This is a genomic window from Blastococcus sp. SYSU DS0541 (assembly GCF_054050875.1).
Genome location: NZ_JBJHAD010000017.1, coordinates 43493 through 54957 on the forward strand (window position 1 = coordinate 43493; position 11465 = coordinate 54957).

The following is an 11465-nucleotide window of genomic DNA, read 5'->3' on the forward strand; positions in this document are numbered from 1 at the left end:
CCTGTGGTGGTCCGGCGCGGGCGTCCAGCCCGGCAACTGTGACAGGCGCCACGTTGCACGCGCGTTGCGTCGGGGGACGGCGGGCACCGGGCCGCGGACCGGCACGACGGGAGGGCTGGCCCCGACGGAGCGTTGACGGTTTGCTGCCCGCCATGACACCTCGCCTCACCCACGCAGAAGCCCGCCAGGTCCTGGACGCCGGCATCGCCAAGGCCGAAGAGATCGGCCAGCCGATGAACGTGGCCGTCGTCGACGACGGTGGCCACCTGGTGGCCTTCGCCCGGATGGACGGCGCCATCCGGGCCAGCATCGACATCTCCAACCGCAAGGCGGTGACGTCGGCGCTGATGGCTCTGCCGACCGCCGCGCTCACGCCCCTCGTCCAGCCGGGGGCCGAGCTCTACGGCCTCGAGAACACCGCGGGCGGCCTGGTCACCTTCGGCGGGGGGATCCCCCTGCAGCGCGGGAACGAGATCATCGGAGCGGTCGGGGTCAGCGCCGGATCCGTCGAGCAGGACGTCGTCGTCGCGACGGCGGCCGCGGCTGCGCTCGACGGCCGGCCAGGCGCCTGACGCCTGCCACCTGCCGCCACGAGCAGGCCCGGCGGCGCCGGGGGTTGCCCGCCCGGCGCGGCCGGGTCGATGATGCGCGGGGCGAGGTGTGCTCGGCGGGTGCCCGGCACCGGGGCTCGGAGGTGCGGGTGACACGCGGAGCGGCGCCCCGGCTCGGCAGCGCGCGGACGGCACCCGATCCCGTCGCGCACGCCCGCACCCTGAGCAGGGTCTTCGACGCGGTCCTCGCCGGCGACCCGGACGCCCCCCGCCCGCGCCCGGTCGTGTCGGCCTCGTGGGAGCGGAGCCTCGCCGCGCACGTCGACCCGGAGCACCGCACCCCGCCGGTCGTCTACGCGGAGGACGAGCTGCGGGACATCCGGGATGCCCACCCGCTGAACGCGGTGCTCCCCCTCCTGCAGAGCACCCTGACCAGCATCGCCGACGAGGCCGTGCACGTCATGCTGGTCACCGACGCCGCCGGCAACGTCCTGTGGCGGGAGGGCGCGGCCACCCTGCTCCACCAGGGGGACCGGGTCGGCCTGTTCCCCGGCACGAACTGGAGCGAGCAGGCCATCGGCACGAACGCGATGGGAACGACGCTGGCCGTGGACGAGCCGGTGCAGATCCACTCGGCCGAGCACCTCGTCCGCACCTACCACAGCTGGACCTGCGTGGCCGCGCCCGTGCACGACCCGGAGACCGGCTCGATCCTCGGCGCGATAGACCTCAGCGGCCCTCTGCAGACCGTGCACCCGGCGCTCGTGCAACTGGTCTCCACCACCGCGCAGCTCGCCGAGCACCAGCTGCGGGTGCGGTCGGCGATCGCCGACGAGCGCCTGCGACGGCAGAACATGCGGCACCTGACGGCCCTGCGGGGCGCCCCCGGAGCTCTTCTCACCCCGTCCGGCCGGCTGCTCGCCGGGCAACCCTGGGGCTGGTGGCCCGACCGCATGGAGATCCCCGCCGCGGGCGACCGGCTCGTGCTTCCCGGTGGTCAGGAGGTGGTGGTCGAGCAGCTAGACGAGGGGCTCCTCCTGCGCACCACCGACCGCCTCTCCGGCACCGCCGCCGGGCCACCCGAGAGGGCGCTCTCCCTGCGCCTCATGGGCGACGAGCCGCCCCGGGCGGTGGTGCGGGGACGCCCGATCCCGCTCACCCTCCGCCCTGCCGAGATGCTCACCGCCCTGGTGCTGCACCCCGAAGGGCTCACCGGCGAGCAGCTGGCCCTGCTGCTGTACGGCGACGAGGGCAACCCCACGACGGTGCGGGTCGAGGTCCTCCGCCTGCGCAGCCTCATCGGCGCCGAGTTGCTGCTGACCCGGCCCTACCGGCTGACCACCCCGGTGGACAGCGACCTGGGCACGGTGCGTCGCGCGCTGCAGCAGGGCCAGGCCGCCACGGCGCTGCGGGGGGCGCCCGGGCCCCTGCTGCCCCGCTCGGAGGCGCCACTGGTCCGCCAGCTGCGCGGCGAGCTGTCGGCCGCCGTGCGCCGTGCGGTGCTCGACTCCGGGGACGTGGACCTGCTGCACGAGCTGGCCCACCACCGCCTCGGCGAGGACGACCTGGAGGTGCACGACCGGCTGATCGAGCTGCTGCCCGTGCGCGATCCGCGGCTGGCGCCCCTGACGGTCCGCCGGGGTCGGCTGGCGGCCGACTGACCCGGAACCCGTCCTGCCCCGGCCCGCGAGAGGTGGGGAGCCCACGGTCCTCCTAGGGTGCGGGCATGCGCGCGGTGACGATCAGCGAACCCGGCGGTCCGGATGTGCTGACCTGGGGGGAGGTGCCCGACCCGGTCTGCGGCCCCGGCGAGCTCGTCGTCGACGTCGTCGCCACCGCCGTGAACCGCGCCGACCTCCTCCAGCGGCGAGGCAACTACGCGCCCCCGCCCGGTGCGACACAGGTCCTCGGCCTGGAGTGCAGCGGGATCGTGAGCGAGGTCGGGGAGGGCGTCACCGGCTGGGCGGTCGGCGACGAGGTGTGCGCCCTGCTCGCCGGCGGTGGCTACGCCGAGCGGGTCGCCGTCCCGGCCGCACAGGTGCTGCCCAGGCCGTCGGGCGTGGAGCTGGCGACGGCCGCCGCCCTGCCGGAGGTGGCCTGCACCGTCTGGTCCAACGTCTTCATGCTCGCCGGGCTGCGCCGGGGCGAGACGTTCCTGGTGCACGGCGGGTCCAGCGGCATCGGGACGATGGCGATCCAACTCGCCGCCCGCGCCGGCGCGCGGGTGCTCACGACCGCGGGGACGGCGGCCAAGCTCGACGTCTGCCGCGAGCTCGGCGCCGACGTCGGCATCAACTACCGCGACGAGGACTTCGTCGAGCGCGTGCGGGAGGCGACCGACGGCCGTGGGGTCGACGTCGTCCTGGACAACATGGGCGCCGAGTACCTGGCCCGCAACGTCGATGCCCTCGCGACCGGCGGGCGGCTGGTGATCATCGGCATGCAGGGCGGCATGAAGGCCGAGCTGCACATCGGGAAGCTGCTGGCCAAGCGGGCCTCGGTGCACGCCACGGCGCTGCGGTCGCGCCCGGTGGAGGGCCGCGGAGGCAAGGCGGAGATCGTGGCGGCCGTGCGGCACGACGTGTGGCCCGACGTCGAGCGCGGCACGATCCGGCCGATCGTCGACCGCCGCCTGCCGATGTCGCGGGCGGCCGAGGCCCACCGGGTCGTGGAGGCCAGTGAGCACGTCGGCAAGGTGCTGCTGGTCAACGGCGACTGACGGCCCCGTCCAGAGGCTCGTCGCGAGCCTGCGAGCGATGAGGAGGACGGGGCCCTCAGCGGGGGCGTAGGCCGGCGACGGCGTCGATGATCCGGCCGACCTCGTCCGCGGTGTTGTAGTGCATGAGGCCCAGGCGCACCGCTCCCCCGCTCTCGTTGACCCCGAGGGCGTCGAAGAGCTCGCGGGCGTAGAAGTCGCCGTCCCAGGCGCAGATGCCGGCGCGGGCGAGCTCCGCGGCCACCTGGCGGGGGCGCATGCCGGCGACGGTGAACGACAACGTCGGGGTGCACCGCTCGGGCTCGCCCAGCACCTGCACGTGCCGCATGGCGCGGAGCGCCTGGTCCAGCCAGTCGAACAGGTCGCCCTCGTGCCGGGCGACGGCGGCCATCGACACCCGCAGCCGGTCGCGGCGGCTGCCGAACGTCTCCCCGCAGAGACCGGCCAGGTGGTCCACGGCGGCGCTCACGCCGGCGTAGAGCTCGAACGGCGGCGTCCCCGTCTCGAACCGGTCGGGCACCCGGTCGGAGGACGGCAGCAGCTTCTCCGGCTGCAGGTGGCCGAGCAGTTCGGGGTCGGCGACCACCGCCGCGACGTGCGGGCCGCACCACTTGTAGGCCGACACCGCGAGGAGGTCGGCGCCCAGGGACGCCTTGTCGAGGAACACGTGCGGGGCGGCGTGCACGGCGTCGACGTAGACCAGTGCCCCCGCCGCGTGCGCCTCCGCGGCGATGCCGGCGACGTCGGGCCGGGTGCCCAGGGCGTTGCTGGCCGCGGTGACGGCCACCAACCGGGTGCGCCGGTTCAGCAGCTCGGCGTACTGCCAGGCGGGCAGCTCACCGGTCTCGATGTCGACCTCCGCCCACCGCACGTTCACGCCGGTGGCGGCGGCCAGTTGCAGCCAGGGGCGGACGTTGGCGTCGTGGTCCAGCCGGCTCAGCACGATCTCGTCACCCGGCCGCCAGGTGCGGGCCAGCGCGCGGGCCATCCCGTAGGTCAGCGCCGTCATGCTGGGGCCCAGGACCACGCCGCCGGGGCGGCCACCCACGAGGTCGGCGACGGCCGCGCGGGCGCCGGAGACCAGCGCCTCGGCCCGCCCGGACGCCGGGAAGACCCCGCCGCGGTTCGCGACCGGCATGCGCATCGCGGAGCCCACGGCGTGCGCCACGTTCTCGGGGACCAGCGAGCCGGCCGGACCGTCCGCGTGGACGTACCCGTCGGAGAGCGCCGGGAAGAGGCCGCGCACCCGCGCGACGTCCAGCCGGCCCCCCGAAGACATGGGCCGCACCCTAGTTCGTGCGCCCGGCGGTCCCGCGCCGTCCCGGTGCCCCGGCGGACCGTCCGCACCACCGGGCAGGATGGGGGCATGACTGCACCGCAGAACGGCAACGAGCGCCCGCAGCAGGTCGTCGTGGTCGGGCCCGACGGGCGTCCGGTCGGCACCGTGCCGATGCCCCAGGGGTCCGACGATGAGGGCGACGGCGCGCCCGGCGTCGGCGAGCTGGTCGAGCAGCCCGCGAAGGTGATGCGCATCGGCACGATGATCAAGCAGCTGTTGGAGGAGGTCCGCGCCGCGCCCCTGGACGACGCCAGCCGCAACCGGCTGCGCGACATCCACGCCTCCTCGATCCGGGAACTCGAGCAGGGCCTGGCGCCGGAGCTGCGCGAGGAGCTGGAGCGGATCACCCTGCCCTTCAGCGAGGGCGAGACCCCCTCGGACGCCGAGCTGCGGATCGCGCAGGCGCAGCTGGTGGGCTGGCTGGAGGGCGTGTTCCACGGCATCCAGACGGCGCTGTTCGCCCAGCAGATGGCCGCCCGCGCCCAGCTGGAGGAGATGCGCCGCAAGGCCCTCCCCGGCGGGCAGGCGCCGGCCCAGCAGCCCGACTTCCGGCCCGGCGGCGGCCAGTACCTCTGACACCTGGCCCCGGCAGGGGAGCACCTGGCCCCGGCGGGAGAGCACCTGGCCCCGGCGGGGATCAGGTGACCTGATCACCGGGTGTCCTCCCTCAGCGTCTGCGGCGAGGGAGGACACCGCGAGCTGAGGACGGACGCCGGTTGTCCACAGATCGGCCGACGCCGTCCCGCGGTCGGCCGGGCATCCCGAGACTGGCGCGGTGCATCCAGTCCTCGAGGCCGCCGCCCGACGCCGTGACGGCGTCTTCACCGTCGCCGACGCCCGCCGCGCCGGCTACCGCCCCGACGAGATCCGCTCGGCCGTCGGATCGGGCGCCTGGCACCGGCTGCGCCGCGGCGTCTACGTGACGGCCGAGACCTGGGCCACCGCGGCCGGCGACCCTCGGGCCCGGCACCTCCTCGCCGCGGTCGCGGCGCTCACCGTCCTCCGCGCCGGCCCGGTGCTCAGCCACTCATCCGCGGCCCGCTTCCACGAGCTGGTCCTCCCGCGCGGTGTGGACGACGTCGTCCGGTTGACCGACCCGGACCAGTGGCGGGTCGGCGACGGCTACCGCATCGCCGCCGCGGCGCTGCCCGCGGACGACGTCGTCGACACCGGCCCGTTCCGGGTGACGGGCGTCGCGCGGACGCTGGTCGACTGCGCCAGGGAGCTGCCCGTCGCCGACGCCGTCGTCGCCTTCGACGCCGCGATCTTCCGCAAGCAGGTGCGCCGGCGTGAGCTGACGACGGCGGTGCTGCAGCAGAGCCACTGGGTGGGCATCGGTGGGGCGGCGCGCGCCCTCGGCCTGGCCGACGGGCGAGCCGAGTCGCCGCTGGAGTCGCGGGGCCGGTTGGCCCTCCTGGACGCCGGGCTGCCCCGCCCCGAGCTGCAGGTGGACCTGCACGGGCCTCGCGGCTTCGTCGCGCGGGTGGACGCCTGGTTCGAGGACGCCGGTGTCGCCGTCGAGTTCGACGGGCGCATCAAGTACGAGGACCCCCACGGCGGCCGCACCCCGGCGGAGGTTGCCTGGCGGGAGAAGCGTCGCGAGGACCGGATCCGCGACCTCGACGTGCGGGTGGTCCGCGTCGTCGACGAGGACCTCCCCCGGCTCCACGGACCCGCCGAGCGCCTCCGCGAGCTGCTGGCCCGGCCGTTGAGCGGGCCTCGCCGCTTCCGGGTGGTCCGCCGGCCCGAGCCCGGGTCCGATCCGGCGGACGCGGTCGCCTGACGCTTGCCCGGTCGCGTCCTCCCTCAACGCAGAGCGTCCTCCCTCACGGTCTGCGGTGAGGGAGGACGCTCGATGATCAGGTCACCTGATCCCAGCCGGGTCCGCCGGGTCAGACGGTGAAGCGGCCGACCGCCTCCTGCAGCTCACCGCTCATCCGGGCCAGCTCACCGGCGGCGCGCTGGGCGTCGGCGACGCGCTGGTTGGTCTCCTGCGTGCCCGCGGCCAGTCCCGAGATCGCCGCGGCGATGCCCTGGGTCCCGCTGGCCGCCTCGGCGACGTTGCGGTTCATCTCGTTGGTCGTCGCCGTCTGCTCCTCGACCGCCGCGGCGATGGTCGCCTGGAAGTCGTTGATCTCGCCGATGACCGAGCTGATCCGGCTGATCGCGTCCACCGCGCCGGCGGTGTCGGCCTGGATCGCCTCGACGCGCTTGGAGATGTCCTCGGTCGCGCGCGCCGTCTCCTGCGCCAGCTCCTTGACCTCCGAGGCGACGACGGCGAAGCCCTTGCCCGCCTCACCGGCCCGCGCCGCCTCGATGGTGGCGTTGAGCGCCAGCAGGTTGGTCTGCTCCGCGATGCCGTTGATCAGCTTGATGACGGTGGCGATCTCCTGCGAGGAGTCGCCCAGCTTGCCGACGGTCCTGGTGGTGTTCTCGGCGACCGACACGGCCTGACCGGCGACGCGGGCGGCCTCGGTGGCGTTGTGCGCGATCTCGCGGATCGCCGACTCCATCTGGGAGGAGCCGGTCGCGACCGTGTCCACGCTCGACGCGACGGCACCGGCGGAGGCGACGACCTCGTCGGCCTGGCCGGCCGCGGTCTCCGCATTGCCGCGCATGCCCTCGGCCGCCGCGTTCAGCTGCGTCGAGGCCGCGGCGAGGCGGGTGGAGGAGTCGTTCACCAGCACGAGGACGTTGCCGATGGCGTCGAGGGTCTCGTCCAGCGACGCCGCCATCTCGCCGAGCTCGGCACCGCCGGTGCGGCCGGCGCGGACGGTGAGGTCACCGGCGGCGACCTGACCGAGCACCTCGCGGATGCGCTGCACCGGCCCGGTGACGCCGCGGGCCACCACGAGGGCCAGGACGACGGAGATCGCCAGACCCGCGCCGATGATCAGCAGGGTCATGGTGCGCGCGGTCTCGTAGGCCGCCTTGGCGTCGGCCGCGGTGGCGCGGGCGGCCGCTGCCGCGGCGTCGGTCGCCTCGACCAGCGACTCCTCGATGAGGACCTCGTTCTCGTTCATGGTCCTGAGCAGCCCCGGCATGGCGGCGGGGTTGGTGGTCGCCACCGTCTGCAGCTCGCCGAGCGCGGCCAGGTATGCCTGGGTGGCCCCGGCGAAGGTCTCGAACGCCGCACGCGTCGGCCCGTCCAGGGGCATCTCCGCGACGGTGGCGGTGTCGGCGGCGAGGGCCTCGGTGGCCGCCACCGTGCCGCGCTGCGCCTTGGCGATCGTCTCGGGCGGGAGGGTGGGGATGGCGGCCCGCGCGACGTTGGTGGAGAGCTGCCACCAGTCCGCCTCGAGTCCCTGCAGCCCGCTGAGCGGGATCGCCCCGCGGTCGTAGACCTCCTGGGCCTGGTCGCTGAGGGTGGACATCCGGTCGATGCCGAACGCGCCCACGCCGACGGTGGTCAGGGCGACGACGAGGATGGAGCCGAGCAGCCGGGTGCGCAGCCCGATCCCGGACAGGCCGCGCCGGGCCTCGTCTCCGGGGTGGACGTTCGCCGCTGTCTCGGGGTCGTGCACGTGCTCCATGCCTGCTCGCTTCCGTGAAGTCGGTCGGTCGGCGGAGGACCGTCGTGCTCCTTTCGGACGGCGGACGGCCGGAATGCAGCCGAGCGGTGTACCGACTACACCGTCACCCACGACGGCGGAGGTCGACGGCGCCGTCGCGGGACGCCGGACGCGCCGGGCCGGGGCGCGTCCTCCCTCGGCGTCGCGCGTCCTCCCTCACCGCCCACCGTGAGGGAGGACCCTCGATGATCAGGTCACCTGATCCCAGCCGGGCCGCGCCGGCGCGCGGGGGGAGGGGCTCGTTCCGACTTAGAGCGCGGACAGGAAGGCGGCGACGCCGTCCTCCTCGTTGGTGCCGGTGACGTCGGTCGCGACGGCGAGCAGGTCCGGGTGGGCGTGGGCCATCGCTACCGCCCGTCCCCCGCCGGCGCGGACCCACTCGAACGCGGCGATGTCGTTGGGCATGTCGCCGAACACGACGACGTCCTCGGGTCCGACCCCGTGCTCGGCGGCGACCCGGGCGAGGCCCGTCGCCTTGGTCACCCCGGGCGCGGAGATCTCGGCGAGCGCGTCGGTCGACGAGGTGGTCACCGTGGCCCGGTCCCCGACGACGTCGCCGACCAGGCGCACGAAGGCGTCCCGGGTCATCGACTCGTGCCGGGCCAGCAGCTTCGCGACCGGTTGCGCGACCATCTCCGCCAGCGTCGCCTCCGCCACCCCGGGTGCGTCGACGTCCCACCGCGGCTTGTAGATCGGCTCGTGACGGAACTCCAGGCCGTACTCGACCGCGAACCAGGTGTCGGGCTGATGCCGCCGGAGCTCGGCGGTGACCGACTCGAGGACCTCCGGCTGCAGCGGATCCTCGTGGAGGATCTCCAGCCGCTCCAGGTCGAGCAGCACCGCGCCGTTGCAGCACACCGCGGTGCCGGTGCCCAGGACCTCCCGGATCCGGACCATCCAGCGGGGTGGCCGGCCGGTGGCCAGGACGACGGGCACCCCGTCGGCCCGCCAGCGCGCGAGCTCGGCGACCGTCGCCTCGCTCACCGTGTCGTCCCAGCGCAGCAGGGTGCCGTCCATGTCCGTGGCGATCAGCCGCGGCCGCCAGTCAGACATCGCCCAGCACCGCCTCCAGGTAGCGGGCGACCCCGTCGACCTCGTGGCCGCTCGTCAGCTCCGGGGTGAGCGCCTTCACCGCCGGGTGGGCGTTGGCCACCGCGACCGCCCGGCCACCGGCGTCCTTGACCGCCGAGAGCATCGGCAGGTCGTTGGGCATGTCGCCGAAGACGAGGACGTCGCCGAAGCCGACGCCGTAGCGCTCCAGGGCCATCGCCAGGCCGCTGGCCTTGGTGATGCCCGGGGGCAGCACCTCGATGAAGCCGAGCCCGGCGTGGGTCAGCTCGGCGTCGGCCGGGTCGACGACGGACCGGGCGCGGGCCAGCAGCTCGTCCTGCCCCAGCGCGGCCGAGCGGAGGAACACCTTGAGCACGGGCCCGGCGGGCAGCACCTCGCCGCGGGGGAGCAGGTGCGCCGGCTCGGGGTAGGGCCAGTCGAACCCGTGCTGCACCCGCAGGCGGGCGTGCACCTCGCCCTGCTCGGCGGCGTCCTCGACGGCGAGGACGAGGTCGCCGGCGACCTCCTCGATCTGCTCCACCACCCGCTCGGCCTGGTCACGCGGGAGAGCGACGGTGCGGAGCACCTCGTCCCGCTCGAGGTCCACGACGAACCCGCCCTGCGAGAGGACGGCGATCCCGCGCCCGTCCAGGGCCGCACGGACGCTGTCGAGCAGCCGCGGCCCCCGGCCGGTGACGCCGATGACCGGGATCCCGGCGTCCCAGCACGCCTCCAGCGCCGCTCGGGTGCGCGGGCTCACCTCGCCGTCGGGCCCCAGCAGCGTGCCGTCGAGGTCGCTGGCCACCAGCTTGGGCCGCCAGGTGCCCAGGTCGCCCAGCTCGACCACGGTGTCCGCCCCCTCGAGGACGCCGTGAGCGCGGACCGCCCGCGGCGTGCGGGCCGTCATGCGGTCGGCACCGGGGGCACCAGCGCCATGCCCGGGGTCAGCGTCTCGACGCCGCCCAGCCAGGGGCGCAGCCCGACCGGCACGTGCACCGACCCGTCGGCCCGCTGGTGCACCTCGAGCAGGCAGGCGATGGTGCGGGCGATGGCGCAGAGCGTGCCGTTGAGGGTGGCCGCGATCTGGTTCTTCCCGTCGGCGTCGCGGTAGCGGATGTTCAGCCGGCGGGCCTGGAACGTGGTGCAGTCCGAGGTCGAGGTCAGCTCCCGGTAGGTGCCCTGGGTGGGGAACCAGGCCTCGATGTCGTACTTGCGGGTGGCGCTGGTGCCCAGGTCGCCGGCGGCGATGTCGACGACGCGGTAGGGCAGCTCGAGGGCCTGGAGGAACTCCTCCTCCCACGCCAGCAGGCGCAGGTGCTCGGCCTCGGTCTCCTCGGGCCGGCAGAAGCTGAACATCTCGACCTTGTCGAACCAGTGCACGCGGATGATGCCGCGGGTGTCCTTGCCGTAGGACCCGGCCTCCCGGCGGAAGCAGGACGACCAGCCGGCGTAGCGCCGCGGCCCCGACGAGAGGTCGATCACCTCGTTCGCGTGCATGCCGGCCAGGGCGACCTCGGAGGTACCGACGAGGTACAGGTCGTCGCGCTCGATCCGGTAGACCTCCTCGTCGTGCTCGCCGAGGAAGCCGGTGCCCTCCATGGCGCTGGGCTTGACCAGCGCGGGGGCGATCACCGGGGTGAAGCCGGCGGCGACCGCGCGGCTGATCGCCAGCTGGGCCAGCGCGAACTCCAGCAGCGCACCGGGCCCGGTGAGGAAGTAGAAGCGGGAGCCCGAGACCTTCGCCCCGCGCTCCATGTCGATCGCGCCGAGCTTCTCCCCGATCTCGATGTGGTCGCGCGGCGGGAAGTCGTAGGCGGGCACCTCGCCCACGGTGCGCATCGTCACCGCGTCGTCCTCACCGCCGGGCGGGACCTCGTCGGCGACCACGTTCGGGATGCGCAGGTGGACCTCGCGCAGCGCCGCGTCGGCGGCGCGCTGCGCCTCCTCGGCCTCCTTGACCTCCGCGGCCAGGGCCTTGGCCCGCTCGAGGACGGCGGGACGCTCCTCGGGGGTCGCCTTCTTGACCGCCTGCGAGGCACTCTTCTGCTCGCCGCGCAGGTCGTCGCCGCGCTTCACCGCGTCCCGCCTTGCCGCGTCCGCGGCCAGGAGCGCGTCGACCAGGGACTCGTCGGCGCCCCGGGCGCGCTGGCTGGCACGGACGACGTCGGGGTGCTCGCGTACCAGGCGCAGGTCGATCACGTCGCCATGGTGTCACCCGGGGCCGGACGACGTGTCGA

General features: G+C 74.8%; 10 protein-coding genes. 5 read left to right on the plus strand and 5 right to left on the minus strand.

Annotation, left to right across the window (positions count from 1 at the left end):
- Nucleotides 1–152: 152 nt before the first annotated feature.
- From ACI794_RS16950 to ACI794_RS16960, 3 genes are all read left to right on the plus strand, one after another.
- Entirely contained in the window at nt 153–572 is a 420-nt protein-coding gene (locus ACI794_RS16950) for a GlcG/HbpS family heme-binding protein (protein WP_456600785.1), read from the plus strand.
- Between the two features lie 128 nt (nt 573–700).
- Nucleotides 701–2212: a GAF domain-containing protein gene (locus ACI794_RS16955; RefSeq protein WP_456600786.1), complete on the plus strand. Its 1512-nt coding sequence runs from the start codon at nt 701–703 to the stop codon at nt 2210–2212.
- A 65-nt stretch (nt 2213–2277) separates the two neighbouring features.
- Nucleotides 2278–3270, plus strand: coding sequence for an NAD(P)H-quinone oxidoreductase (locus ACI794_RS16960; RefSeq protein WP_456600787.1), 993 nt, complete (start codon nt 2278–2280; stop codon nt 3268–3270).
- Between the two features lie 55 nt (nt 3271–3325).
- Here ACI794_RS16960 and ACI794_RS16965 read toward each other — a convergent pair whose 3' ends face one another.
- Nucleotides 3326–4546, minus strand: a complete 1221-nt coding sequence (locus ACI794_RS16965) for a cysteine desulfurase-like protein (RefSeq protein WP_456600788.1) — start codon at nt 4544–4546, stop codon at nt 3326–3328.
- Between the two features lie 87 nt (nt 4547–4633).
- Here ACI794_RS16965 and ACI794_RS16970 point away from each other — a divergent pair, with 87 nt between their 5' ends.
- Nucleotides 4634–5182, plus strand: coding sequence for a bacterial proteasome activator family protein (locus ACI794_RS16970; protein WP_456600789.1), 549 nt, complete (start codon nt 4634–4636; stop codon nt 5180–5182).
- A 199-nt stretch (nt 5183–5381) separates the two neighbouring features.
- Nucleotides 5382–6389, plus strand: coding sequence for a type IV toxin-antitoxin system AbiEi family antitoxin domain-containing protein (locus ACI794_RS16975; protein WP_456600790.1), 1008 nt, complete (start codon nt 5382–5384; stop codon nt 6387–6389).
- 109 nt (nt 6390–6498) lie between these two features.
- Here ACI794_RS16975 and ACI794_RS16980 read toward each other — a convergent pair whose 3' ends face one another.
- The 4 genes from ACI794_RS16980 to serS all read right to left on the minus strand — a co-directional run bounded on the left by ACI794_RS16980 (nt 6499) and on the right by serS (nt 11427).
- On the minus strand, nt 6499–8139 hold the full coding sequence (locus tag ACI794_RS16980; RefSeq protein ID WP_456600791.1) for a methyl-accepting chemotaxis protein: 1641 nt from the start codon (nt 8137–8139) through the stop codon (nt 6499–6501).
- 288 nt (nt 8140–8427) lie between these two features.
- Complete coding sequence (locus ACI794_RS16985) at nt 8428–9231, minus strand: HAD family hydrolase (RefSeq protein ID WP_456600792.1); 804 nt, start codon at nt 9229–9231, stop codon at nt 8428–8430.
- On the minus strand, nt 9224–10135 hold the full coding sequence (locus tag ACI794_RS16990; protein ID WP_456616941.1) for an HAD family hydrolase: 912 nt from the start codon (nt 10133–10135) through the stop codon (nt 9224–9226). The genes ACI794_RS16985 and ACI794_RS16990 overlap by 8 nt, the downstream gene beginning before the upstream one ends.
- Complete coding sequence (gene serS / locus ACI794_RS16995) at nt 10132–11427, minus strand: serine--tRNA ligase (protein ID WP_456616942.1); 1296 nt, start codon at nt 11425–11427, stop codon at nt 10132–10134. Before serS ends, ACI794_RS16990 begins: the two co-directional genes overlap by 4 nt.
- Nucleotides 11428–11465: the final 38 nt, after the last annotated feature.

Excerpts from the sequence above, each read along its gene's own strand:
- ACI794_RS16985 (WP_456600792.1), bottom strand. The coding sequence starts at position 9,231 with ATGTCTGACTGGCGGCCGCGGCTGATCGCCACGGACATGGACGGCACC.
- ACI794_RS16970 (WP_456600789.1), top strand. The coding sequence starts at position 4,634 with ATGACTGCACCGCAGAACGGCAACGAGCGCCCGCAGCAGGTCGTCGTG.
- ACI794_RS16980 (WP_456600791.1), bottom strand. The coding sequence starts at position 8,139 with ATGGAGCACGTGCACGACCCCGAGACAGCGGCGAACGTCCACCCCGGA.
- ACI794_RS16960 (WP_456600787.1), top strand. The coding sequence starts at position 2,278 with ATGCGCGCGGTGACGATCAGCGAACCCGGCGGTCCGGATGTGCTGACC.
- ACI794_RS16950 (WP_456600785.1), top strand. The coding sequence starts at position 153 with ATGACACCTCGCCTCACCCACGCAGAAGCCCGCCAGGTCCTGGACGCC.
- ACI794_RS16965 (WP_456600788.1), bottom strand. The coding sequence starts at position 4,546 with ATGTCTTCGGGGGGCCGGCTGGACGTCGCGCGGGTGCGCGGCCTCTTC.
- ACI794_RS16990 (WP_456616941.1), bottom strand. The coding sequence starts at position 10,135 with ATGACGGCCCGCACGCCGCGGGCGGTCCGCGCTCACGGCGTCCTCGAG.